General features: G+C 37.6%; 28 protein-coding genes, 1 tRNA gene and 1 pseudogene. 19 read left to right on the top strand and 11 right to left on the bottom strand.

What is annotated here, in order from left to right:
• Positions 1-329: 329 nt before the first annotated feature.
• From AC04MN_RS06860 to AC04MN_RS06845, 4 genes are read right to left on the bottom strand one after another with little or no spacing between them, the layout of a single operon-like run.
• Entirely contained in the window at positions 330-1841 is a 1512-nt protein-coding gene (locus AC04MN_RS06860; RefSeq protein ID WP_475382444.1) for a chemotaxis protein CheW, read from the bottom strand.
• Between the two features lie 9 nt (positions 1842-1850).
• Entirely contained in the window at positions 1851-2330 is a 480-nt protein-coding gene (locus AC04MN_RS06855; RefSeq protein WP_475382443.1) for a chemotaxis protein CheD, read from the bottom strand.
• 2 nt (positions 2331-2332) lie between these two features.
• Positions 2333-3175, bottom strand: coding sequence for a CheR family methyltransferase (locus tag AC04MN_RS06850; RefSeq protein ID WP_475382442.1), 843 nt, complete (start codon positions 3173-3175; stop codon positions 2333-2335).
• Between the two features lie 11 nt (positions 3176-3186).
• Positions 3187-4716, bottom strand: a complete 1530-nt coding sequence (locus AC04MN_RS06845; protein ID WP_475382441.1) for a methyl-accepting chemotaxis protein — start codon at positions 4714-4716, stop codon at positions 3187-3189.
• Between the two features lie 474 nt (positions 4717-5190).
• Here AC04MN_RS06845 and AC04MN_RS06840 point away from each other — a divergent pair, with 474 nt between their 5' ends.
• From AC04MN_RS06840 to AC04MN_RS06755, 18 genes and pseudogenes are all read left to right on the top strand, one after another.
• Positions 5191-5439, top strand: a complete 249-nt coding sequence (locus AC04MN_RS06840; RefSeq protein WP_475382440.1) for a hypothetical protein — start codon at positions 5191-5193, stop codon at positions 5437-5439.
• A gap of 162 nt (positions 5440-5601) precedes the next feature.
• Positions 5602-6042: a hypothetical protein gene (locus AC04MN_RS06835; RefSeq protein ID WP_475382439.1), complete on the top strand. Its 441-nt coding sequence runs from the start codon at positions 5602-5604 to the stop codon at positions 6040-6042.
• Between the two features lie 58 nt (positions 6043-6100).
• Positions 6101-6388 carry a TrbC/VirB2 family protein gene (locus AC04MN_RS06830; RefSeq protein ID WP_475382438.1) on the top strand — a complete coding sequence of 96 codons (288 nt, stop codon included), beginning with the start codon at positions 6101-6103 and terminating at the stop codon, positions 6386-6388.
• Positions 6389-6390: 2 nt separating this feature from the next.
• Positions 6391-6711 (top strand): hypothetical protein, encoded by a 321-nt coding sequence (locus AC04MN_RS06825; protein WP_475382437.1) that lies wholly within the window; start codon positions 6391-6393, stop codon positions 6709-6711.
• A gap of 1 nt (position 6712) precedes the next feature.
• Positions 6713-9232 carry a VirB4 family type IV secretion system protein gene (locus AC04MN_RS06820; RefSeq protein WP_475382436.1) on the top strand — a complete coding sequence of 840 codons (2520 nt, stop codon included), beginning with the start codon at positions 6713-6715 and terminating at the stop codon, positions 9230-9232.
• Positions 9229-9936, top strand: coding sequence for a hypothetical protein (locus AC04MN_RS06815; RefSeq protein ID WP_475382435.1), 708 nt, complete (start codon positions 9229-9231; stop codon positions 9934-9936). The genes AC04MN_RS06820 and AC04MN_RS06815 overlap by 4 nt, the downstream gene beginning before the upstream one ends.
• 3 nt (positions 9937-9939) lie before the next feature.
• Positions 9940-10830 (top strand): hypothetical protein, encoded by an 891-nt coding sequence (locus AC04MN_RS06810; protein ID WP_475382434.1) that lies wholly within the window; start codon positions 9940-9942, stop codon positions 10828-10830.
• A gap of 12 nt (positions 10831-10842) precedes the next feature.
• The gene (locus AC04MN_RS06805) at positions 10843-11433 is read left to right on the top strand and encodes a hypothetical protein (RefSeq protein ID WP_475382433.1); all 591 of its coding nucleotides are present in this window, start codon (positions 10843-10845) and stop codon (positions 11431-11433) included.
• Positions 11434-11487: 54 nt separating this feature from the next.
• Positions 11488-12222, top strand: coding sequence for a TrbG/VirB9 family P-type conjugative transfer protein (locus AC04MN_RS06800; RefSeq protein ID WP_475382432.1), 735 nt, complete (start codon positions 11488-11490; stop codon positions 12220-12222).
• On the top strand, positions 12210-13196 hold the full coding sequence (locus tag AC04MN_RS06795; protein ID WP_475382431.1) for a TrbI/VirB10 family protein: 987 nt from the start codon (positions 12210-12212) through the stop codon (positions 13194-13196). Before AC04MN_RS06800 ends, AC04MN_RS06795 begins: the two co-directional genes overlap by 13 nt.
• Positions 13186-14793 carry a type IV secretory system conjugative DNA transfer family protein gene (locus tag AC04MN_RS06790; protein WP_475382430.1) on the top strand — a complete coding sequence of 536 codons (1608 nt, stop codon included), beginning with the start codon at positions 13186-13188 and terminating at the stop codon, positions 14791-14793. The genes AC04MN_RS06795 and AC04MN_RS06790 overlap by 11 nt, the downstream gene beginning before the upstream one ends.
• Before the next feature lie 17 nt (positions 14794-14810).
• Positions 14811-15260: a hypothetical protein gene (locus AC04MN_RS06785; protein ID WP_475382429.1), complete on the top strand. Its 450-nt coding sequence runs from the start codon at positions 14811-14813 to the stop codon at positions 15258-15260.
• A complete protein-coding gene (locus AC04MN_RS06780) occupies positions 15260-16009 on the top strand; it encodes a hypothetical protein (protein WP_475382428.1) in 750 nt (249 codons plus the stop codon). Before AC04MN_RS06785 ends, AC04MN_RS06780 begins: the two co-directional genes overlap by 1 nt.
• A 226-nt stretch (positions 16010-16235) precedes the next feature.
• Complete coding sequence (locus AC04MN_RS06775) at positions 16236-16631, top strand: hypothetical protein (protein ID WP_475382427.1); 396 nt, start codon at positions 16236-16238, stop codon at positions 16629-16631.
• A gap of 46 nt (positions 16632-16677) precedes the next feature.
• Positions 16678-17022, top strand: coding sequence for a DUF3024 domain-containing protein (locus AC04MN_RS06770; RefSeq protein WP_475382426.1), 345 nt, complete (start codon positions 16678-16680; stop codon positions 17020-17022).
• A gap of 4 nt (positions 17023-17026) precedes the next feature.
• Positions 17027-17251, top strand: a complete 225-nt coding sequence (locus AC04MN_RS06765; protein WP_475382425.1) for a helix-turn-helix domain-containing protein — start codon at positions 17027-17029, stop codon at positions 17249-17251.
• Positions 17238-17480, top strand: coding sequence for a hypothetical protein (locus AC04MN_RS06760; RefSeq protein WP_475382424.1), 243 nt, complete (start codon positions 17238-17240; stop codon positions 17478-17480). The genes AC04MN_RS06765 and AC04MN_RS06760 overlap by 14 nt, the downstream gene beginning before the upstream one ends.
• A pseudogene (locus AC04MN_RS06755) lies at positions 17449-18573 on the top strand (recombinase family protein); the annotation flags it as partial. The gene AC04MN_RS06760 and the pseudogene AC04MN_RS06755, both read left to right, overlap by 32 nt.
• Before the next feature lie 587 nt (positions 18574-19160).
• Here the strand turns inward: AC04MN_RS06755 and AC04MN_RS06750 are convergent.
• From AC04MN_RS06750 to AC04MN_RS06720, 7 genes are all read right to left on the bottom strand, one after another.
• Positions 19161-19236: transfer RNA gene (locus AC04MN_RS06750), tRNA-Ala, on the bottom strand.
• Between the two features lie 107 nt (positions 19237-19343).
• Positions 19344-20432, bottom strand: a complete 1089-nt coding sequence (gene dinB / locus AC04MN_RS06745) for a DNA polymerase IV (protein ID WP_475382423.1) — start codon at positions 20430-20432, stop codon at positions 19344-19346.
• Between the two features lie 57 nt (positions 20433-20489).
• Positions 20490-20900, bottom strand: a complete 411-nt coding sequence (locus AC04MN_RS06740; RefSeq protein ID WP_475382422.1) for a bacteriohemerythrin — start codon at positions 20898-20900, stop codon at positions 20490-20492.
• Positions 20901-21024: 124 nt separating this feature from the next.
• Entirely contained in the window at positions 21025-21663 is a 639-nt protein-coding gene (locus tag AC04MN_RS06735; RefSeq protein WP_475382421.1) for an alpha/beta hydrolase, read from the bottom strand.
• Complete coding sequence (locus AC04MN_RS06730; RefSeq protein WP_475382420.1) at positions 21660-23207, bottom strand: S41 family peptidase; 1548 nt, start codon at positions 23205-23207, stop codon at positions 21660-21662. The genes AC04MN_RS06735 and AC04MN_RS06730 overlap by 4 nt, the downstream gene beginning before the upstream one ends.
• A 175-nt stretch (positions 23208-23382) precedes the next feature.
• Positions 23383-24153: a hypothetical protein gene (locus AC04MN_RS06725; RefSeq protein WP_475382419.1), complete on the bottom strand. Its 771-nt coding sequence runs from the start codon at positions 24151-24153 to the stop codon at positions 23383-23385.
• Positions 24154-24164: 11 nt separating this feature from the next.
• Positions 24165-25028: a ThiF family adenylyltransferase gene (locus tag AC04MN_RS06720; RefSeq protein WP_475382418.1), complete on the bottom strand. Its 864-nt coding sequence runs from the start codon at positions 25026-25028 to the stop codon at positions 24165-24167.
• A gap of 124 nt (positions 25029-25152) precedes the next feature.
• On the opposite strand from AC04MN_RS06720, the gene AC04MN_RS06715 reads away from it, so the two are divergent.
• Positions 25153-25917 carry a hypothetical protein gene (locus AC04MN_RS06715; RefSeq protein WP_475382417.1) on the top strand — a complete coding sequence of 255 codons (765 nt, stop codon included), beginning with the start codon at positions 25153-25155 and terminating at the stop codon, positions 25915-25917.
• Positions 25918-25961 lie beyond the last annotated feature (44 nt).

Raw genomic sequence — 25961 nt, 5'->3', positions numbered from 1 at the left:
AAATTCCCCTCAAATACATTCTTCCGCCTTAAAATCAAAAAAGTTATGTCCTCCTCAAATGCGAGTGTTGTGCCAAAACAACAGGGCTTATTTATTCCATTGACGCTTAATTGACAAGCAAAGCGGTAAACTTAATTTTTTCGGTAGGTTATTTGACTTTATATTAATTTCAAAAAAGAACTTCGTGAAAATTTTACTTAGACGTTGTGGTCAAATTGGCTCCACTTCTATGATAGAGTCTCTCAAATTTAAGAGACTCTATATCATTACAACCAAGTGTTTTTGTAAGCCTCTACTTCGGGTCGCAAAAAAAATAGGTTCACAGCTCCCTAAGCAGCCATGGACTTAGTTGCCCTTTCGGCTAAAGACTCCACAGACAGAATTAACAAATTCTTCTTTTGGCCATTGTTATCAAGCACTTCAACTGCTTCCGATATGTCGCCAGACATACTACCTTCACCTTGACTATAAAGCATAGATGGTAGTTTAACTTTATCGTTCTCCGCGAAAGTGATAATTGATTCGACTGAATCAACTATAAGCCCAAAATGAAGTTGATTTCTTTTAAAAACCAAAACTTTTTGTGAATCTGATTTAGAGACTTTAGAGCTAGTAAGATACATAGATCTCGCATCAACAATAGTCACTAATTCGCCCCTTAGATTTAAAACTCCTTTAACATGTTTTTTTAAACCTGGTGGCTGCAAAAGATTTTGAGGATAATCTATTATTTCTTTTATTTCACTAATGGCAACAGCATATGTACCATCAATTTTGAATGTGATGTAAGTTCGACGAGATCCACCTTTAGACTTAGACTTATCTTTACCATGCCCTTCAGCCTGATATAGCTTACTATGCCCTCTTGTGATTTCGTTAATTTCACTGTTTGTTAGTATCTTTTGATGATCCAACAATAATATATCAACATGTCCATGCCCAGTAATACAACCCAAGAACATATCTGCTCTTTTTTGTTCAATTACAGGGAAAGCAATCAACTCATCAGGAAAAAATGTAACGATACTATCAATAGAGTCAACTAATAGGCCAAAAAGTTCCTTCTCGAGCCGCATGACTACTATTCTACGATCCCCCTTTGTAGCATCTTCAGATCGGTCAATATCCCGATATTTAAGTAATGCTGGAAAATCTACAACCGGAACTGTTACACCCCTCAAATCAATTGTTCCTATACAGTCACCAAATCCAAGTGCGGATTCACTAACTTTTTCGACTTTAATTATTTCTTGTATATCAGATATAGGTAGAGAGCATTTAGCTGGGCCAACTACAAACGAAATACACTGTTTTCGATTGCCTCTTTTTTTCCCAAGAGACTCTCTACCTAATCGATTTTGGCTTGAGTCCTTTGGAATATTTTGAAGCTTGAAAAGCTTTGTTACATCTAATATTTGAACAATTCTTTTACCTGAATCTTTTTTAAAGACTCCCGATACAACACTTGCGGAACTGACTGTGTCAAAGTCGCTTCTTTCATCGTCATTATTTTTAAATACTTCGCCTGTTTTATCAAATAATAAACCTACACATGTTCCATGTAATTCAATAATCGCAATTTTTTGCACATCACTTGATTGTCCATTTTTAATATCGAGCAATTCTCTCAAGTCAATGACAGGCACTACTGTACCTCTTAAATTAAAAAGTCCTTTAAGATAACTTGGGGAAAGCGGTATTGAAGTGTAAAATGCTGGAGCATTAACCACTTCTTGGACATAGGAGACTGAAAGAGCAAATTCGCTATCCATAAGGTAAAATGATCCAAATATTGCTTTGTCTTCTTTCTTATCGTGTTTAATTTCTTCAATATTTTCCATATTCACCTCTTATGCCGCTTCGATAATTCTTGGTATTTTTTCAACTCGAAAAGAATAATCAGAGCTATCTATAAAAATTTTTCGCCCCTCTTGACCACCACCATCTGAGAACACTACTTTTAAATGATGCTTTTTTGCTTCATTCAAGGCGACCCTGAAGTTATTAGCACCAACTAAATCTGAACTATCCGCAACTTCTGGGCTTGTCATGTTTCCACCTCCGACAATGACTACTTTGACTGCATCGAGATCTTCTGGCCGAATTTTCATCATTGCAATAAGCGAGCGAATAGCTTGATCAACAAATCTAGCTCCAATTTCAAATGTAGGAGCAGGACTTTCAGGCAAGAGGCAATGTGCTAATCCACAAACACCTTTATCTTTCCAAATGATTCCAATTCCGACACAAGATCCTAAAATGGCCTTCAAGAGTTCTCCATTTTTTGCGATCCTTAATTGTCCTATATGCACATCTAAAACTTTCTGCACCGCTAACTCGCTTTCAAACCGCTAGCTGCGGGATTCTGTTTGTAGATAAGCGGCTCAATAGACTTAAAACTGGTATTGATATGGGTAAGTGACTCTGATTCGCCAATAATCATCACTCCATCTTCTGCCATTTTAGGACCAATCTGTGAAATAACTTTTTCCTGGTCTGGAGCTTTAAAATAAATCAGAACATTGCGAATCAAAACCAAGTCAAATCTTTCGTGATGTTGAAATGTTTGAAATAAATTGTGCTGTTGAAACTTCAAACGGCTTTTTATTTCTGGAATGACTTGAAAACTCTCTCCAATTGCCTTTGTCATATACTTGTCAAATAGTTCGGGGCGGGTCTTCTTTAGCGATTCTATAGACCTTCCCGAATAATGGCCTTGCTGACATAGGCCTACCATTTCTTTTGAAATATCTGTTCCAGTAATTTGATACAAAAAAGTTGGATTCTTTTCTTTAAAGGCCTGACAAATAATGCCCAAGGTATGAGCCTCTTCACCTGAGGATGAAGCAGCGGACCAAGCAGTAAAGACAGCCTTTGGATGGGCCAATAACCAATCGGGTAAAAACTTATTTTCTATAAAATCCCAAACTCTTGGAGTGCGATAGAAATAGGTTTCATTTGTCGTCACTAAGTCAATAAAATTTACCTGTTCCGACTTATCCTCTCGAACAAGCTTGAGATAACTCTCATAGCTTGTAAGACCTAAAGTTACCAGTCTTTTTCTCAAGCGACCTTCAACCATTGAGTTTCTATTTGAAGCGATAGAAATTCCAGTCAACTCATGTATGAGTTTAATAAAATCACTTAGGCACTTTTCATTGAGAATCACACTCATGAAGACACCTATTAATTTGCAAACTTTTGAACCGCCAATTTAAGCTGTTCAGCACCGTTTGCTAGTTCAGTCGTAGCTTGAGCAATTGCATCAGATGCTGTTGCTGATTTTTCTGTAGCATCTGCAACTTGCTGAATAGCTTGCGCAACATCTTTACTTGCGGTTTGTTGCTCTTGAGCTGCCACTGATATTTCAGATATAGCTTGAGTTGTTTTACTAACCCCTTCAACAATTTTCTTAAATGAATTCGCAGCTTCTTTAGAAATTTCACCACCTTGAGAAACTCGCTTCACTGATTCGTTAATTAACTTAGATATATCTTTAGTAGCTTGCGATGATCTTTCTGCTAATTTTCTAACCTCATCGGCAACCACTGAAAATCCAAGTCCATGCTCACCGGCTCTTGCAGCCTCAATTGCAGCATTGAAGGCCAATAAATTTGTTTGACTAGCAATTTCACTGATAACTTTCACGATCTCTGCAATTTCCTCAGAAGACTTATTGATTAAGTCCATTGCCTCGATTGACTTTGCGATCGCCTGTGAACCTTGATCTGCTTCAACTTGAGTTGATTTGGCAATAGAATCAGCAGACTTTCCATTCTGGGCAATTGAATCAATTGAAGCACTCAGTTCTTCAACTGATGCGTTCATCTCTTCTGTTGTTGCTCCTAACGACTGAGCTCCTGAAGCAACTGTCGTTGCCTGAGATGAAATTTCTTTTGCTTTTGCAGAAAATCCAACTGCTATCTTTGTTACTTCCTCTTCTAGTGCTACCTGAGCAGAAATATCAGTCGCAAATTTAACAACTTTGAAATGTTTTCCATTCATATCAAAGATAGGATTATAGTTCGCTTGAATCCAAACTTCTTTACCACCTTTTCCAATTCGCTTGTATCTAGCAGCATCGAATTCTCCACGACCTAATTTTTCCCAAAATGCTCGGTATTCTGGAGATGAAGTATATTTATCTTCACAAAACATTCTGTGATGTTTTCCTTTTATTTCATCAAGTGAATATCCAAGGGTCTTTAAAAAGTTTTCATTTGCTGTAATTACCGTTCCATCAAGATTAAACTCGATTACTGCTTGAGCTTTACTAATTGCAGTTAGTTTGCCTTCAAATTCTACATTTTTTAATTTTATTGCGGTAACATCAGTAGCAAACTTTACCACTTTGTAGACCTTACCAGAAGGATCAAATACAGGATTGTAAGAAGCATTGATCCAAACTTCCTTACCGCCTTTTCCAATTCGCTTGTATTCAGCAGCAACGAATTCTCCACGACCTAATTTTTCCCAAAATGCTCGGTATTCTGGAGATGAAGTATATTTATCTTCACAAAACATTCTGTGATGTTTTCCTTTTATTTCATCAAGTGAATATCCAAGGGTCTTTAAAAAGTTTTCATTTGCTGTAATTACCGTTCCATCAAGATTAAACTCGATTACTGCCTGAACTTTATCAACTGCGTTTACAAATGCCTGAAGTTCTTCATTACTGGTTCCATTAGTTAATTCTAATTTTTTAGCTGTGTTCATATCAAAATGTCTCCCTTAGCAGTTGAAAATAATTTAACAATCATCAGGAGTATTTTCGGAAAAAAAAAAAATACTTTAGTTCCGCAAACAAAAAAAAATTTATCTTATTATAATAAATACCTGAGAAAAGTAGCCGATACATAAATTGAATCAAATTAGCACATAGTTGACATAACTAGTTAGACAAAAGTCGTGATGATAATCGGCAACTTTAAATACTTACTCCTTAGCACCACTTAAGAATACTAATATCATAAAATAAAAGTCTCTCGCTTGTGTCTCTCATTTCTTATAACTGTCTCTCACTAGTGATAGAACCCTCACTCCGTTCTATAATTTTATAAAAATCACAAAATCATAAATTAATTCATAAACTTAATCGCAATTTTGGATTTTAAATCCAGGTTATAAAAACTTTGGCACGTTCTTGCTCTTATCTCCTTTCGTGAAACAAAAAACGAAAGGAGGTTTTTTATGGATGGTCACCTAAGGCCTAAAGAAGATGTTCTGAAAAAACGATTTCATCCGCTGAGATTAGATGAATGCGAACTGGCTTCTGATGATGATGATGTAAATATTTTGTATCCAAAATTTGGATACAAACAAAAATGTCATCGTTGTGGAGCAATTCTAAAAATTTCCAGTGGTGATGCCTATTGCTCAGAATGCAATTGGGATTCACTCACTGATGTAGTTCAAGAGAAGAAAAAATGTGCGGCTTAATGAAAGATCACGGCTTTTTTAAAAAGCTGTTGATTAAACTTAAAACCCGTACGGTTTATCAGGTGAAAAATGGTCATCAAACAAATTGGATCACACTTGATGAGCTGATGAAACAAAATAAAGAAAAACACTTTTACCAAAATTTATTAGGAGAACAAAATTATGAAATTAGCGAAAGAAATTTTAGAAGCACAATTACAAAACATGAAAACAACAAAATTTTATCGGTTTCAACTTTTCATTCAAAAGAATGATCAAAAAAACAATAAAAAGAATACTGTCGGCATGGCCTATTTAAAAGAAGGCCAAGGAATTTACACTTTAAGGCTATGGACTTTATTAGACGATAAGTATTTTCTTATCCCCAATAGAGACGATGCCAGTAAATATTTTATCATGACTCGTGAAGCGAACAAATCACGAGATTTAAAGAATAAATATTTTTGGAATATTGTTGGTAATGCTGTTACAGATTCTGCAAAAAGTGTGATCGAACTCAATTTCGATCTATTTGATAAAAAAATCTTTATGAGCATTTTCCCTGAAGAATCGGCCACGCCCTATGGCCAACCAGTACCAGATTCTAATTTAGAAGCTGCTTAATATAAACGAATTGCGAGACCTCTTGATGAAAAAAATTATTTTTCAAAAGGAGTGCTTAATGAATAGAAATCAAGTGTTACTAACAAGTGCGGTGCTAGTTGCTGTTGCCCTAATAATGCCAGAGCTAGCTCATGCAGGGCTTGAATCAAGTTTGATGGGAATTAAATCTAAACTCACAGGTGTGATTCTTCCACTGCTGTCAGTTATCGGCATCGCCATCGCTGGGATTTCATTTTTTACAGGGAATCCAAATGCTAAACAGCATATCGCCTATGCGATCTTAGGTTGCATAATTGGCTTTGGTGCCCAAGGGATTGTGGATTTTATCGCTCAAACAGTGAGGTAACCATGAGTAATGAAGAAGGTCTAATTACAACTAAAGTGCCGCGAGCACTTGAAATGAAAAGTAAGCTCTTTGGTTATGAACTACCAGATTTACTTTTAATTTTTTTCAATCTCGCGATGACGAATTTGATTTTTGGTGGAACCTCTTTCAGATACACATTGGTTTGGGGAACAACGCTAACATTAGCGTTGTTTCTCTACTTTGCTAAAAAAGGGCGTCCCGATAATTACATTCAACATCTTGGCGAATTCTTAATTCGGCCTGCCTATTATGCGGCCGGTGGAATAGATCGTCAGTATCGAAAATTTAAAGACAAGGTTTAAAATGTTTCATAAAAAAGTAAATGATTCATCATTATCAGAAGAGCTTTCTTATTGGGATTTTTCAAATGAACCAAGGGCACATATTATTTTAAATGATGGCTCATTGGTCAGTGGTATTAAATTATCACTACTTGATATTGAATGCTTTGATGACAACTCGGTCAATCAACTAGCCATTCGACTTCGTGGAGTTGTAAATTCAATTTCAGAAAATACATCAGTTCAATTTTGTTTGTCTGTTTGTTCAGATTATTCTGAAGTGCTTCATAAACATAAAAGCCAGAAATCTGAAAACATTCATCCTTTGATTGATAAAATTGCTCGGTATCGAGAAGAAAAACTTGATGCGGCCGTTGAATCAGCAGAACTTTACAAGCCTGAATTGACTGTGTATTTGCGAACTAAAAGTGTTTCGTCTAAAAAAATGAACTTTCTAAAAAAGCAAGAGGCCTTTTCTAGCGAAGCATTTAAAAATTATGATGAAACCTTAGAAGTACTATTTCAAAACATTGATACTTTAATTTCATCATTAGCATCTATTGGACTTACAGGTAGACTTTTAGAAGTTCAAGAAATGCAAAATCAGGTTTACAAAATGCTTAATCCCAAAAGATCAACTTTTGAACCTGCTCCACTGATTAAAGCACCAAGCGAAGATAATCTTGAACCTGAAACACTCGACCATATGGAATGGCTGGCGGTTCAATCACCACGAGAGCAATTAGTATTTGGTGATTTAATTTTAGGTTTTGATCAATTCACTCTTGATGGCTTTCATCACCGAGTGATCACTCTGAAGACTTTGCCTGAAGTTACATTTGCAGGTCAGCTTTCTCAGTTCTTGCGAATGCCATTTCACTATGATCTGACTTTATCTTTTGAAGTGCCCACACAATCTGATGAAATGGCAAAACTTCAACAAAAAAGAAAAATGGCCCATTCATTAGCGGTTACTTCTGGTAATAAAGCCTCTGATCTTGAAAGTGAAACAAAGCTAAATTCAACAGAAGAACTTATTCGTGAGTTATTAAGTACTGGCCAGCGTATCTATGCAGCTCAAATGACTATTACGTTAAAAGCTCCAGCAACTCATGACGGTCAAAAGATTTTAAACCGACGTGTTCGCGAAGTTTTATCACGATTTAGATCATTGCAAGGAGCTGAAGGCCTAGAAGAAAGTGTTGGAGCATGGAAGATATTTAAAGGCAGTATGATTGCTGCTCCGGTAAAACTTGAGCGAGCTAAAAAATTTAAAACCAATAATCTTGTGGATTTTCTTCCTATCTATGGGCCGCGACTTGGTGATGATGATCCGGTTGTTCTTTTTAGAAATCGTTTAAATGGTCTAGTCAGTTTTAATCCATTTGATTCAAAGCTCACAAACTACAATGCACTTGTGACTGGTTCTTCTGGAGCTGGAAAAAGTTTTTTGAACAACTGTATTTTAGCTCAAGAGCTAGCACGAGGCCTTCGCGTCTTTATTATTGATATTGGTGGTTCATATAAAAAATTGACCGAAAGTTTAGAAGGTCAATATTTAGAAATGGATTTATCAGATCAATATCAAATTAACCCATTTGATATTCCTGATCCATCACTTGAACCTAGTAATCAAAAACTAAAATCACTTTTAGCCGTAATTGAAAGTATGATTGCTGAAGATGAAAGAGCAAAACTATCAAAACTTGATCGAGTCTTATTAGAAAAGGCCATTATTGAACTTTATACAGAAAAACGAAAAACTCATTCTGTACCTGTGATGTCTGATCTTTTAGATAAACTTTCTAAAAGCAAAGAATCATCAATGGTTGATATTTCTAAAATTCTTTTCATGTGGACTGGAAATAGACCTTACGGAAAATTACTAGATGGTGCTGGCTCATTAAGATCAGACGCTCCTATATGTACTTTTGATTTAAAAGGGCTTTCAAATTATCCCGATCTTCAAAGTGTAATGATCTTGATTTTGACTGATTTTATTTTAAGCCAAGTTGAACAAGATAAAATTAATAAGAAACGAATTATTTTAGATGAGGCTTGGCAATTATTAAAATCAAATGCGGCCGCTGGTTTTATGGAATATTGTGCTCGAACTCTTCGTAAAACAGGATCAGGAATTACATTTATCACCCAAGGGGTCGAGGAAATTGTTGAAAGCCCCATTGGGCCAGCGATCATGAACAACACGGCCACAAAGTTTATTCTACTTCAACGTGGTGATTCTGAAATTTTGAGAAATGCTTTAAAACTTAATGATCAAGAATTAAACCTCATTTACTCGCTTGAACAAAGAAAAGGAGAATTTGCTGAGGGCTTTATGATTGAAGGAGATCATCGTCAGGTCATTCGCATTTATCCAAGCCCGTTTGAATATTGGTTATCGACATCTGATGCAAATGATAATCGTTATATTCAAGAATTAAAAGATCAAGATCTGTCACTGGTCGATGCTATAACAAAAGCCTCAATTCAATATCCGAATGGGATAAATCAAGGAAAAATTCAAGCGGAGGCCGCATGAGTTTAAAAAAGAGAATTATTGCGATCACTCTTTGTTTCGCTTTAGCCCTTCCACAACCTGCAAAAGCTGACATCTTTGGTGGAGACGTGGCGGTACTTGTACAAATTTTGGCCCAAGCCATCAAACAACTGTATGAGCTGCAAAGAATTGTGAGTACTGGACAAGATACGTTGACGCTAATGAGAGACATCAATCGTGGTATTCGTGATGGATTAGCTGTGATTAGAATTATCAACCCTAAATTTAATCCGGGCCTTTATGGAAGTCTGGATACTGTTGATCAAGTTCAAAGAGCTATTGAAGATTTATATGGGGCCATACCGCAAACAAGTGAATATCGTTTACAAGAAGCTCAAGATAAATCTGTTTCTGAAAGTATTGCCATGAATGGAACTTTATTTCAGTACGCTGATAGTGTTGATAATGAAACCAAAAGAATTATTGATCATGCTCAAAAAGTAAGTCCACAAGGTGCAGGGAAACTAACGGCCGAATCAATTGCAATCTTGATCGGGGTAACAACTCAAGTTTTAAGAACTAATTCGATGATGTTAAAAATGATGGGGCAAAATATGGCCTTATCAAATAGAAAAGAAAAACTTCAGGCCACTCAGTTTAAAGCTCAATACGAAGGTATTTCAAATGCACTTGGAAATCTTCCAAAAGAAACAAAACTGACACCGCTTGACACAACCGGGAGATAGCTCATGCCACAGTTTGAATTACTAGGAACGCTAGCTCGTGATCTTCATCAAGAATTTGTGAATATGTATTATCTTCTACTGCCAGTGTTTTTTTCATTGGCGGTTGTTGTCGCTTGGTTTAGATCTCCTACTGGTAGCCCTGAGTTTTTAGATATTATCAAGAGAGCGATCATTGCTACCATTTTACTGGCGGCATTTCCTGATATTAGTAAGGCCATTCTTTTTATTGCAGATGGAATCGTTGAGAAAATTGATAAGCTCAACACTCTTGATACACTTATCAGAATGGCCCAAGAAAAATCAGAAGGCTACTCGGTTTCAGTATCGAGTATGATTTTGCAATTTAATGATTTGATTATCGCGACACTTTCATTTTTAAGTTATTTGGTCTTATACATTGCCAGATATTTAACAATTGCCATGTATCACTTTTTTTGGATTTTTTTTATGATCTCTGCTCCGATACTTTTGCTGTTCAATCTTTTTGAAGGTACTCAGCAAGTCACAAAAAATTTATTTAAGGGCATGATCGAAGTCGCGTGCTGGAAAATTGTGTGGGCCATTTTAGGGGCCATGCTAGCGGCACTTTCTTTTGGTGATGCTTATAAAACTGAAGGAAGCTATATTGTTTTAATTGTGATGAATTTTATTATTGCACTCGCGATGCTTATGACTCCAATGATGGTTAAATCTCTCGTCGGAGGAGGTCTTCAAGGAATGTCGTCTTCACTAGGGGCTGCAAGTGTTGCTGCGATGGCGGCAGCTCCAGCAAGGGCTGCAACAATTGCCGCAACTTCACGAAATGCGATCAGCACTGGATCAAACTTTGTTCAATCAAAAGTAAATTCTTATCGCGAGAAACAAGAACAAAAACGAAAAATGTATCATTACTAAAAAGGAACTTTAATGTTAGAAATAAAAACAATGACTCTTAAAAAAGCAGTATTTCCAAAAATGTTTGGAAGCCTGATGCACACTAACCAATTGCTTAAATATTTTTCGATGATGTCATTTGCAACTTCAATCATTTGCTTGATTGCAGTTTTAGTTTTAATTAACAAAGATCCAATTATTCTTACGATGGATACGAATGCAAAAATCATTGAAAAAACTAAAATGCCTAAAGCTGATGAGCAGATCAAAGAAGCAATTAAACAGTACATTGAAAGACGTTATCAATGGGAGCCATCAAATGTGACAAAGAAATTAAAAGATTCTGAAGTTTTTATTTCTCCCTTGGCTCTCAAAGCATTTCAAAATGCTGTCATGAATGTGGCGAAGTTCTCAGTTGATAAAGTTGTTTCTCAAAAAGTTTATGCTGATAAAATTGAAATTGATCTTAAAAGACAGACTGCACTTATCAGTGGTGATCGAGTCACAACGATTCAAGGCCTAAAGGCCGCTGGTAATTTAAAACTTGAGCTGACTTTTGAAAATGGCCAAAGGACAATTGAAAATCCTTGGGGCCTTTATATTTCAAAAGAACGTGAAGAATAAGTAAAAATCAATTTGCGAGCCTGCTTGATTCTCCTCTAAACCCTTTGGAGAATTATGAAAACAAAACTCATGATAATTCTTGCGACCTTGTTTGCGGCGAATCCACTTTTTGCTAATCAAAAAGTAAGACGAGTTTCAGTCATGCCAGATCAAATTGTGACTGTAAAAACAAGTGTTGGTATTGCGACAATTATTCAAGTACCAGATAGACCTAATAGCGTAGTCGTTGGCGATCAAGATTCATTTAAAGTTGAATATCTTGATCAGGCCATCACAATTAAACCGCTATCAAGTAAGGCGAAAACTAATTTGTATATTTATACAGATTGGCGACGTTTTAATGTTGAATTAGTTTCTGGCCCTGAAAGTCTATCGGACTATGTTGTTTATCTTGATGTACCAAAAGAAAGGACCGTGACGGCTGCAAAAGATATTAAACCAATTTCATGGATGAATGTTAGAAAAATTTTAACAAATGATGGTCTGAATTTAGTGGCAAAAAGAATTGGAAAAACTAAAGACGGTTTTTATTTAATTGAATTTGATGTGATTTCAAAACAAAAAATAGCTTTTAAACCAGATTGGATATGGATCACTCAAAATAATGAGACTGTGCCCATAAATAATTTATTTATGAGTGCTCTTGATCTTTCAGAATCAAAAAGTATTTCAGGAGTTCTTCAACTAAAAGCAACTGATTTAAGAAGTGGTTCGCGAATTAAACTTGAGCTGCGCCGAAAAAAAGTTTCATTTATTGATTTTTCAAAGGTGACGTCATGGAAGTTGTAAAAGTGGAGGTTTATTTGGATTTTAAAAAATACTTCCTTAAAGAAGCAAAACCATTTACGTCTAAACGCGAAGTCAATTGGAAGCGAGTTCAAATCTGGGCCATATCATTTATTATGGCCTTAGTGATTGGTATTTTAGTCATACCATCCTCAGAAACTCCTCAAGATGTTTTTCACGAAAAAGCTGATAAAGGTAGTCTTACACAAACTAAAACTAATGAAAATGATCCAACTCAAGAGACGATCAAACAACTTCAAGAATCACAAGTAAATGTAAATCAGGTTCACGGATCACTTGATTATTTATATCGACAAGATTCACCGAATAAAAATCTTGGTGGAGGTAAAGCTAACCAAGACAGAAGTTCGTCAATGATACTCAGTCGAGTTGGTGCGGATTCAAGAACTCAATTGTCAGCAGGAACTAAGTTTAAGATCCGACTCACAAGTAAGGTGACAATTACGAATCAGCCCATGCCTGTTGTTGGAGTTGTGTCTGATGATGTGATGAATGAAAATTCAACGGCCATACCAAGCGGATCAAAAATTTTAGGAGATGCTTCTTTTGATACAGAAAATGAAAGAGCAGCTATTAATTGGCGATCAATCATCATGCCCGATGGCCGCGAAAGACCGATTTCAGCAATTGGCGTAAGTACCGATGGGCAAGTTGGAGTTAGTGGAAATGTTCATTCTGAAGGACTTAAAAATGCTTTGGGGCAGACGCTCACCAGATTTGTTGGTGCTTATGCAACAGGTTCTATGAACACAGGAGCATTTGGGGCAAATCAAGGAGGTCATGAAAATGGTTTAAAGAATGCCATTGCTCAAACGGCCACTGATCGAGCGAATGCTATGGGTGAAGATTTACAAAAAGAACGTAAATGGATTGAATTAGATTCTGGCAAAGATTCATACGCAGTATTAAACCAAGCTTTTACGTTTAAAGATGCGGGAGCAACTTATGGGCGATAAGCAAAATTCAAATACTGAGTATTTTATAATTGGTGGATTAGGCTTAGTTTTTCTATTCAAGTTATTTGAAAAATTGTTGATCTGGGTACAAACACCAAAACATTTTTGGATCGTTGCTGTAATTGGTTTTACTTTGATAATTCCATTAATGACTTGGTTGTATCTAAAAATTAAAAAGAACAGCGATAAAAAAAGTTTTGAAAAATCAATATTAGAAAAAACTGAAGATTCTGTTTTTTGTGGTTCAACTGATTCTGGTGATGATGTCTGGATTAAACCACGACAAAGAATTGTGCACACTCAAGTTATTGGTACAACTAATGCAGGTAAAACTGAAAGTGTGATTCTACCTTGGGCGATTCAAGATATTCACTCAGGCAAAGGTCTTTTGATTATTGATGGTAAGGCCGATAACTCACTTATAGATAAGCTATGGAGTTATACAAAGCTTGCAAAACGTGAAAAAGATTTTCGTCTTTTTAGCTTAAGCCGAAGAGAAGAGTCTTTTCAGTTCAATCCGCTCATTGGTGGAAGTGCTGAAGAAATCACCGAAAGAGTTTTTAATGCGTTTGAATTTGAAAATCCGTATTATCGAAGCCTTCAATATGAAGTGATGAATCAGGTCATGAGAATCTTTGAGGCCTCAAATACTATTCCGACTTTTCAAAGATTACATCAGGTCATATCAAGACCCAAAGTTATGGAGGAAATGATTAAAAAAGTTTCTGACCCTGCAATTATTCGTTGGTATATGGCATTTTGCTCAATGACTCCTAAAGATCGAGAAGAAAGAACAAGTGGACTACTCACGGCCATTGGGCATTTTTCATTTGGTGAAAACGCAAAATTATTTAACCCAGAAGATGAAGCCATCACAATTGATCAGGCCTTGAAAGAAAATCAAATTGTGTACTTTCAATTGCCAGTTCTGCTGTCGCCATTTTTAGGTAAGGCCACAGGTAAACTTGTTTTACAGTCTTTGCAGTCAGCTATTGCTAATCGCCATCGTTTATCAAAAGGTAGTGAGAAGAAATTTTTCAGTGTTTTTTTAGATGATTTTTCAGAATATCTTTATGAAGGATTTATTTCGATATTAAACAAATCCAGATCAGCCAATGTTGGTGTTGTTTTTGCTCATCAGGCCTTGGGAGATATTACGGCCCTTGGTGATTCAGTATCAAATACGATTTTAACCAATGCTAACATGAAAGTCATCATGCGTGGGAATGATCCAACTTCGGCCGAATATTTTTCTAAAGTCATCGGAACACTGACCTCAACTAAATTTACCGAACGGCAAACTAAAAACTTATTAGGTACAAATAAAAGCGGAGAAATGTCAGTTCGCGATTTCGAAGAATTCACTGTTCATCCAAACGTCTTTAAAAAAGAGCTTGGCGTTGGTGAAGCTATCATGATTGTGCCTCATGAACGAGGTGCAAAAACATTCAGAATAAAATTTAGCAAAACTGATGATCTTGAGCCTTTTGAAATTCCAAGAATTAAAAAAACAATGATGTCACTCTTGATTGAAAAAGATAATTTGAAAAATGAAGAATCAGACCAAAAGATAAATTCACTTGATAACGCTGCCTAAATCTTTAAGGGAGTATTATGAGTAAAAATAAAATTTTAAAAGTTGTCTCAATTCACTTGATTTGTATCTTAATGGTTTTCCAAACAGGTTGCTCGACCATGGGTAAATCTGTGGGACTTGGTTCTGCTGTTGGTGCCGGTGCTGGTGCTGCTTTAGGTGGTATTATTGACCCCGGAAAAAATGGAGAATTTCGAACACGAAACGTCATTATCGGTGCTGGTCTTGGGGCCATGGCCGGTGGATTAACGGCGGCATCTATTCATGAAAATAATGAACGAGATAAAGAGCTTTCCTATTTAAAAGGAAAAGAAATCGAGCGAAAAAACACACGTACACAAAATGCACCATCGCTTCAGCAACCAAAAGTTGAAGCAATTTGGGTTGAAAGTAAAGTCACTGGCAATCGTTACATCGAAGGACATTTTGAATATGTGATCACTGAGCCTACTCGCTGGGAGGCTCCATAATGAAATATCCTAATGGCCGAACGATATCACCGACGGTATTTCAGGCCATCAGATACATTACAAAAGTTGGAGTCTTAACGAGATCAACTTGGAACGAATTTTTTTGTAGTGGTACTGCTCGCTGGAAAAGAAAACAGCTTAGACTTTTAGTGAAAGCAAAAGTTTTAAGACCACATCCATTTGAAGAAATTAAAGACTGTTTTGTGTTAGGTCATTATGGCAATCAATTAGTACATGAGATGAAGTGGAAGGGAGTCCACTTCACTCAACCGCAATTTATCAAACACGATGAAACAGTGGCCAAAGGATTAATTGTCCTTGAACGAAATAAAATTTGTCAAAGATGGTTAACTGAAGCAGAACTTAAAATACAGAAATCAAATTCATTTAAACTGCATAACATGGAAGGTGGAATAAAATATCCTGATGCTGTTTTAAAAATTGAATGCAAAAAAAATAATTTGGTTGTGGCCTTAGAATATGAAAGAACACTCAAAAGTAGTTGGCGGTACAACAAGGCCATTAAATCTTATAGTGACTCTAACGATTTTAATTTGATCATTTTTATTGTTGAGTCGCTGACGATTGAACAATCAATAAAACGATCTATGAAATTTATTGCAGACCATTCGCTGAATTCTAAAATTGGTTTTATTTCAATTGATGATTGGTTAAAGAATCCATTTGAAGCACCCATTCGCGATTTATCGAATGTTAAATCTCTTATTGATGTTGTTCAAAATAATTGAGTCAAGAAGTGTTCCTTTTGGCGGCTCCAACAGGAACACTTCTTAAAATTAAACTTGATGATAAACTATTGAAATAAATTTATACAAATCAAGAGGTTCCCGCCGCCGCCTCGTTCTTAACGTCCCTTTGGTCGCTACTGACCCCTCCCCCCCAACGATGTTGAGAGGAAGGGGTCAGTAGCTAGGTACTAAACATCGGTGGCGGCGGGATCTAGGAGTAAATAATATGAATAATAAATTAGGTAATGAGAATGAAGAAGTAAGTAATAAAGACGAAAACAAAACAAATGAATCAGAAAAAATACAAAGAATAACAGCATCGAAAGAAGCATTAAATGCACTAAAAGCAGTAACAGATAAAGTAAATGATGGTTTTAATGGTGGCCGAGTTAATCAAACACAAATGGCCAATTGGATAATTCTGCGGTTTCAAAATGAATTAGATGATGCTCAAATTAAAGAAATTCGAGCTGAGTTCTTTGATGAAGTGGCCATGTTAGAAAGCGTTTTAAGACAAGCAAAAGAGTCTGGCAAAGTTCCCATGGATTTCAAAGCCTTACTTCAAAAGCAATTGGGACTAGAAGAATCGACAAAACGCAAAAATAAGCAGGCCTTGACGTAACAATCAAGCTATGTCATCATTGATGACATAGCTCTTGGAGAACTTTATGCCATTACCTGAACTAACAAAAGCCGCTGTTTCTAAAAAACTAATCCAATTTTGCAACGACAGAGTGCCACCTCATATTCGTGACAAAGTCAGACTTGATTTTGAATTTAGAGGTAACAATGTCACTTTGCTGGAAATTAGACCTGTATGGAATGACCCATCACAATTTACTCACATGCCAGTAGCTCAGTTAAGATTTGAAAATGATGATTTAAAATGGACTCTCTATTGTTGTGATAGAAATAGTAAATGGCATTTATATAAAAATGTAAAAGCAACCACTAATATTGATACATTGATTAAAGAAATAGATGCCGATCCAACTGGAATTTTTTGGGGTTAATGAAGTGAATGGTAAGGAAGTAAAACGAATCAGAGAAAAACTTGAAATGAGCCGTGAAGAATTTGCAGAATTTCTTTGTTTGTCAGGCTATCGAACCATGATGAACATTGAAACGGATTTTCGTAAGCCAAGTGCTTTGACTATTCGTCTTTTAAGATATGTTGATGACCAACAAAAGAAAAAGGCATTGGATTTTATTGAGGAGTTTAAAGGCTATGGGCCTAAATAAAATTTTTCAAAAATGGAGTTTAGCAATGGCAAAAGTAAAAAACGCCATTGACCATTTGAAATTAAAAAAAGAGATCAAAGTTGAACTTATTCCCGTCTATTTAAATGAATATGACTTTCAAGATAAAAAAGAAGAAGTACAAAATTTATTATCAAGTATTTTAATTTCATCACATAAACGTGGCCGTCCTACGAAAAATGAGATGGAGGATTTTAAAAATGCAGCATAAAATTGGAATCTATGTTCGTGTTAGTACCGAAGAGCAAGCTCAGGTTGCTGATGGATCTATTGAAAGCCAGCAACATCGAATAAATGTTTTTATCGACATGAAAAAACACCAAGAAAAAGGCTGGGGTAAGGTTGTTGAAACTTATATTGATGACGGCTACTCAGCAGGCAGTACAAATCGCCCTGCTTATCAACGAATGATTCGAGATTTAAAACTTGGTAAAATAAATTTAATTCTTGTGACTGATTTATCAAGACTTTCAAGAAACATAGCAGACTTTTGCGATTTATATAAGGAGCTTGGTAAGTACAAAGCTAATTTTCTTTCAATCAAAGAGCAATTTGATACAAGTACACCAATTGGCGAGATGATGGTTTTTAATATGGTCAATCTTGCTCAATTTGAACGAAAGCAAACATCTGAAAGAATCTCAATGAACTTCCATTCGCGAGCAATGCGCGGTCTAGTTAATGGCGGTAGTCCTTTGCTTGGATATGATCGTGATCCATCCAATCCCGGCAAAAGAATTGTTAATGAATCTGAAGCTGAATTGGTCAAAAAGATTTTTAAATTGTACGACGAAGGCCAAAGTCAAAACGCTATAGCAGATCAACTCACTAAGGAATGTGAAAAGAGAAAAGATTGGGGCAGCCGAAAATATCGCCACATTAAAGATGGCCGATGGACATTAAATGCCATTCAAAATATTTTAAAAAATTATGCTTATATTGGAAAACGTGAAGTCAATATTGGAAATAAAAATGAGCAACAAGAGTATTTAAAAGCGTGGCAACAATACCAAATTGTTCCTGCGGCTTGGGATGCCATTATTGATGAAAAGTTATTTGCGAGAGTTCAAAAGCGAATGGCAGAGGCCCACTTGAAAGAAAGAAAACGCTTTGATGGTGGGGAGAAAAGAATATTTCTTGTTTCTGGAATTGTGAAGTGTGGCCATTGTGGTATGGCACTTATTGGACAATCAGCACATGGCAAAAGCCAAGTTCATCGTTATTATGGGCACCGACAAGTTGTTGGCGAAAAAATTAATTGCCCTGTAAAACGATTTTCTGCTGATGAAATTGAAACCGCTATTTTAAAACATTTGGATATAGTTTTAAGTGAGCCGGGGTATTTAGAACAAATTGAAAAAAACATTGAACAAAGTTTAGGTGTTGATAAAAAGGCGACAAAATACAAAATCGAGACCATTAAAAAAGCTATTGAAAAAACTGAAAAAGAAATTGAATCTATTTTTAAGTTAGTTACCAATATGGCCTCTGGTTCTGCTGGATCTGAACTTATCCAAGAAAAACTTCAATTGTTAGCCGATAAAAAGAAAAATCTTGAACGTGAACTAAGTGCAGAAGTAATAGCTGATGAAAATGCTCATCAACTTGATGGCTCTAAAAAGTACATTGAAGCCAATGTTAAGGCCATCAAAAGCTCCTTAAAAAAGACAAAGCCTCACCTTCAAAAGAAACTTTTGAATGCTCTTTTTCAGCAAATGGTATTAACGGATTCAGGGATAAAACTTTTTTATCATTTGGGTGAGTCTAAAAATTTGATTGATCATCAGGTTAAAACGAAAAAGCCATCGGGGTTTAGTACCGATGGCCATTCATTTCTTTCTTCGCAAACCCATGGATTTTTTTCGTCCAAGAGTTCGCCTATCTATTGGGTTGGTGGACCAGATCGGGATCGAACCGACGACCTCTTGCATGCCATGCAAGCGCGCTCCCAGCTGCGCCACTAGCCCACAATCGAAAAGACCAGTAAATTTAAATATAATTTGCAGGAAATGCCAATAATTTATTTTTCTTAGGGCCAACTTATCTAGTAAAAAAGCAGAAAGCAGTCAAAAACCTACAAAGCTTTTGCTAGGTCCAACAGAGACAACTGGTTAACATCTTTACCCGACTCAGAGTCAGACCCCAAGCGAACACCAATTCCCACCAACCGCACAGCCTCGGACCGTCGAAGAAAAGCCTTTTCAAGCAGATTCTCGAAAACATCCAGAGTTGGAGTCCCCCGAAATGACATCTCATGAGTGGTTGTCTTGAAATCATGAAATTTCAACTTAACAACTGCACCACGAATATTTATGCTCTCGTCTTCCTTCGATATCCGACGCAACCATTCTTGGTAAAGATCCGGCAGAACTTTCTTTACGGCTGCCAGACTATCCAAGTCCTTATCAAAAGTCTCTTCAACACTTAATGACCTTCTCTCCCAATCAGTAATAACCGGGCGATAATCCACCCCCCTAGAGAAATCATACAACTCTTGGGCTCTAGAACCAAAATGACGGCGCAGCTTCAGAAGATCCCACTGCTGAACATCAGCACAAGTAAATAAACCTAAAGAATTCATTTTCTCTTCGGTCACTTTCCCAACACCAAAAATTTTTCCAACCTTTAATTGAGAGGCAAATTGAAAAGACATATCTGGGGTCACAACAAATTGACCATTGGGTTTATTCCAATCACTAGCAACTTTTGCCAAAAATTTGTTGGAAGCAACACCAGCTGACGCCGTTAAATGCAACTCCGAATAAATCTGTCGGCGAATTTCTTGTGCAATCAAAGTGGCGCTGCCACCAAAATCGCGACATCCTGTAACATCAAGATAAGCTTCATCCAAAGAGAGCGGCTCGATAATAGAAGTAAAGCGCTCAAAAATCTTACGAACAGCAGCACTTTCTTTTTTATAGAGATAAAAATTAGGTGGCACCAAAATAAGCTGAGGACAAAGCTTTACTGCCAACGAGGAAGGCATTGCAGCCCGGACTCCAAACTTTCGAGCCTCATAACTTGCAGTGCACAAAACACTCCGTGAATCCGGCGGGCCGCCAATTCCAAGCGGCTTTCCCTTAAGTTCTGGGCGGTATTTACATTCCACGGCGGCATAGAAACAATCCATATCGACGTGAATAATCTTGCGAGTCTCTTGCATATGTAAATTATATGTAAATGCATTCACATATGCAAGAGTTATATCTGTTTGCTGGACCTAGGCAGTTTTTTTCGATCCAATCTCACCATACTTGCGATCAATGCCGCAGATATGGGCAGCAAGCCAAGTTTTTAAGAAGGCAAAGAACTCCTCGTCTAAATGACCTTTCTTTTTAAATGCATCAATATGCCCGGTAAGTCGCTCGACAAGGTCTTTATGGATTTTTTTATGCACTTCAGCCTGAGGATAAGGAATCTTTGAAAAATACGCCTCTTCGTCCGCAAAATGCTTCAGGGTAAACTTGACCATGTCATCGATAGCCTTTTGAAGGTGGGCTGTTGACGCCTTATCATTGTGAAGTTGATACAACTTATTCATGTAGCCAATAAGCACCTGATGCTCTTTATCCATATCATCAACGTGAACAGAAAATCGGTTCTGATCCCAAACAAATAGCTCTTTTGACATAAATCCTCCAAGTCATGCTACTTTTCGGAATCATCAAAAACTGATGAAGATCAGCCTACTGATTTTGTCTGAAAATTAATGTTATATATAAAAAAAGCGTCTCACTCCGAGACGCTTACCTGTCCTACTGAAGACCTTTAAGATTCTCGCGAATCCAAGATCGAATGATGGGGTACTCTCCATCTTCTAAAACATGCTCTTTTTCCATCTCGACCCATTTGACCTCAAAACCAGCTTCTTCCAATTGTTCGACACCAAACTTAGTATCTTCAATTGGCAAAACATCATCTTTTGTTCCATGAGTAAACAACCAAGGAGTCTTCAACGAATCTCGAGTCAAATCTTTCTTCCAACGCGGAAAAAAGTGGAAGTATCCACTGATACCAACAACTCCACCTAACTTTTTGGGAAACGACATCGCCAAATCAGCACTGACTAAACATCCCTGAGAAAAGCCAAAAAGGAAAATATTTTCAGATTTCCAACCTTGCATTTCTAGCTCTTGAAGCAACGTGAACAATTTCTCTCGAATACGTAAGACACCCTGAGCTTGATAAGGAGGCTCACCATACCAGGAATAACCATCTAAAAATTTTCTGGGCGCTTCAAGTAAAAGATAGTTCATCTCGGGCATTTCAAGTTCTTTGTTAAAGTTCCGGAACGGACGAATGCTATCACCACGCCCATGAAGAACGATCATCAGCTTGTCTGACTTTTTCTTGGACGGTATAAATTTATTTTTAAAAATTTCTGTAGTGATCATAACTGCCCTCCAGCCACCGAAGCCGAGCAAAACAAAGATTCTTTCGCGGTATCAATTTCCAAGTCATTTGACGTCAGTTCTTCCATTCCCAAGCAATCAGAAGAATGATTAGCAATCATATCGCCCACCCAAGGTTTTCGCGGAGGCGCCGTCAGTGGACTCCAGTACTGATCCAACTCTCGGGATACAACGCTCTTACGGAAAGACACTTTTACATCAGGCTCAATACCAAACAGCTGAGGCGACTTCCCCGAAGGAAGATAATAAAATCCTTTGGTTTGGAATAAAGCTAGGCTTTCATTTTCAGACCAAACTTCGCCTTCTTGGAAAGAACCTTTACCGAAGGTTCTTTCTCCGACCATCACAGCACGTCCCCAATCACGAAGTGCTCCAGCTACAATTTCCGCCGCGCTGGCAGAACCAGAGTTCACCAAAACTGCCACTGGACCATCATAAACCTGATCAACCGGACTATTATAAGACTCCACCTCTTTTGCAGGATCCAAGTATCTTAACTCGAAGATTTTTTTATCTTTACCAAGAAAAAGCCCCGCAACACAGGCCGCCTCTTCCATTTGTCCACCTGGATTATCCCTAAGGTCCAAAAGAAGACCTTTAATTCGTTGCTCTAACAAATCCTCCAAAGAACTCTGAACCTTTTGGCAGGTCCCCGTCGCAAATTTATTGATTGTGATCAAACCTACGGGCCGCAAGCCTTCAACCATACGATGGGTGACCGTGGGAATGCGGGAAATTGTACGTACCAACTCAAGTTCGACTTTTTGCTCTTGCCGCTGAACAGAGACTACAATTTCGTCCCCAACTTTTCCCTTAAGTAAGTCTGATACCTGCGCCAAAGTTAAATGTTCTACTTTGCGCTCATTCACTTTTAAAATAATGTCGCCCTTACGTAATCCAGCGCTTTCTGCAGGACTCTTTTCTAGCACCTTGCGAACAAAATAGTTTCGCTCGTCTTTAGCCAACACAATCCCCAGAGCCGAACTCTTACTGTCAGTCTGAGACACAACTTCATTATAATAACTTAAAGGCATAATGTAAGTATGCGGGTCGCGGAACACAGAGATAAAACCATTAATAGCTAAACCCGTTGTCAGCTCTTTAAGTTCACTCTTTTTATTAACCAAATTCTGAAGAATTTTAGCGTAAGGAAAGCTTGCCGCTTCGGCGCGATGAGACCTAAACCAGTTTTTCCATTTTTCGAGTAGTGCCTTTTCTGATGCCAAACCCAAATCATGTAAAGCGATCAACTGACCATTTGTTTGCAGATCTAAATTATGTTTTTCGGCGGCATTCAAAAGGCCATTTATACATGAAAGGAAGTAGCGCTCGGACGATACACAGCTGCGGTCGTTAATTAGATCTGAGGCTTTATCAATGGCAATACCGGTTTCAGTCCAATAGACTTCAATCGCCTTTACCTCGGAAGACTTACGTACGACCTGAGAACGACGCCAATACTGAAGGGACAAACCCAACGTCAGAATAGTCAATGATAAAAAAGACAATCGTAAGTAACGCGCCACCCGGCCTCCAAGTACATGAAGGAATAAAAGCAAGCGTTATGCCCAGCCAAACCCTGACCATTTTCAAAAGAGCCAAATTTTGTCGCCATATCAAGAAGGAATTTCCAAGCTGTAAATCAACTAGACACAAATCTCCTCGGTTACCCAAGGAAAATAAGGATTTACCAACCCACTTTTATAGGTATTTTTTACAGGCCAAAGAGGCTTCTAAATGAGGGTAATGAGCCACTTCAGTAATAACTTCTACCTCGAAGCCCCACTGCTCCCAAAAATTCTTTTGTTCAGACGCTGTAAGGAAATAAGGATCTTTCGCCCCAAGAATAAGTTGATTAATAGAAGCCTTCCATTGGGAATTAGTTAAAATACTTAACCAATCAACGCTCAATGATTCATTGATCAGCTTTTGCCAGGAAGGAAAATGCAATGGTTTGATCTGAGCAGCTAAATCTAAAAATTTTTGTAGATTAGAATCTTGCGCCCAATATAATTTGAAATAATTCGGGTCACCCAGAATAGTCTGGATTAAACCCCAAAACATCATTTGTTCTTCGGTATCCAAAGGCGCCCCGTAGCGACGGCCTTTCATGGATTTTTCTAAAACTTGTGCCGGCTTATCCATTTCCATCTTTCGAGCAAAGCTTGCAAAGCCCATCGAAACATCCAAAACAGGCGCAAGCACTATAAGCTTGCGTGGTTTGATTGGAAATTTAGACTGCATTAGCAGATACAAATTAAACCCAAAGCTATGAGCAATAACTCCCTCATATTGACCTGAATTCCACTTGTCAAAAACAGAACGAGCCACATTTTCTAAACTTAATTGTTCCTCGGGAAGTCCGGGACGATCCCAAAACTCTACCTCACTCCAGTCGTTCAGCCATAAACGTTCTAATCCCGCATTACCGCCTGGTCCATAATGTAAAAATAGATATTTTTGAGAATTCATAATCCCCGAAACTAGTTTAGCTCCAAAAGTAGCTGCCTTAAAGCAGCATGACTTTCAGAAGTTTTTCTTTTGCGCTCTGCCTTCTCTTCTGAAGTTTCAAAAAAACCAATCAGATCGATAGCAGTCAATGGTGGAAGTCTGTTCGTTTTCACAAAAGAAATCAAGTAAGGAGTCACCATACCAGCAAGAAGAAAGCAAGCGCACGCCAACTGACAAGCGCTCTCATTTGGGTTCTTCATGAGACGGATAATTTCATCGCTGATTTCCAAAGGCATCTCTTCAATGGATGCAAATCCCACGATCAATGATTTTAAAGGATTGTTTATCTTTCTGGCTTCGGCCAAACGGCCGTGCAACGCCTGCTCACCCAAGTGATAGTTATAACTTTTTAGCCACTGGGTGTAGGCTAAGTCCAAAGCAGATCCTGTCGGGATTTTCTTCTGTGCGGCTTTTTCATGCAAAAGTAGTTTCATTTGGATGCCCGAGGGAGTTGTCACATCAACAGCATCAAATAGAAAATCCACGCCGTCTAAAAAGGCATCTATATTTTCCGGAGTCAAACCCTGGTCCCAGCACTTTGTCGTGGCATGTTCATTAATCTTAAGAATTTTTTTTGAGTTAGCGATAGCCTTATTAAGACCAATTTCATCTTGGGTCACCATCTGCCGATTAAGATTGGAAAGCTCGTAGCTGCCATTGTCAGCCAGGTGATAATATGTAATCCCTAGGCGTGTAGCACCCTCAATAAAGGCCCCACCCGTCGATCCACAACCTGCAACGGCGATCTTCATTTGACTAATCTGCCCCTGCACGGACTTAGGAATTATTGGCCAATTTCTATTAAATAGTTCGCTGTATGTCTCGGCTGTGCCCATGCTAACCCCACTGGAATATAAAACTAGACTTAATTTAGTCACTTAAAATTGTTTAGTTCCATCATGTCCTGCCGAAAGAAAAGAAACAATTAGAAATATTATCGGCTTCGCCAAAGGAAACCTAATGCAAAACTTTAGACTAGCAATTTTAGACTATACCAAAGAACAATTAGACAATCCGACTGCCCAAAAAATGCTAGGCGATATCCTATTCGAAAAACAAAAGAACTTCCTACGTACGGATGAAAACTACGTCGTTATGGATAAACATGACATGATAGGCACCCACTACCTCATTTATGATACGACTCGACTTCACGAACCGAAATTGATTTTTGCTATTCGGACCACTTATTACCATAGGGCTCAGCAGCATCGCTTAGAAACTCCACTGATGAATCTAATCCCAACTTTAGATGAGAAAAGCCAGCATCAATTTCAAAGCTTTTTCACTAAACATCCTCAACTTGTTGATTGCAATGCCTGGTTTGTAAATCCTGACTACTCTAAGAAGAATTCTGGGCTCAATCTTTCTGACTTGGGATATTTTCTAGTTACTATGAACTTACTTAGATTTGGATACGATAATTTTGTCGGATGTACGAACGAAAAATACAACGCTTCACGATGGCTTCACTCAGTCGGTAAACTAGAAGATACCGGGCAGTTCATTCACCCGGCCGTGCAATGCCCTCACAAGCTTATTTTAATGAGTCAGTTTAATCTTGAACACGCAAAGATGCTTTTTGATTCCCATCGGGAACTCATTCAAAGTGCTTTCGAAGTATTTCCAGATAAATTTGCCAGCCCGTATAGTCTTTTTCAGTTCGCAGAAAGAACTCTTAAAGAATACAAGGCTACACCAATTCCAAACGAGAAAGCGGCTTAGGTGCCCGATTTCATGCGAGTTGACCCCCTCGTTTTCAACGAGCT

The organism is Bdellovibrio sp. ZFWA1 (assembly GCF_056175665.1).
The sequence above is the reverse complement of the archived record's forward strand: the minus strand, read 5'-3'. Positions and strand labels throughout refer to the sequence as shown.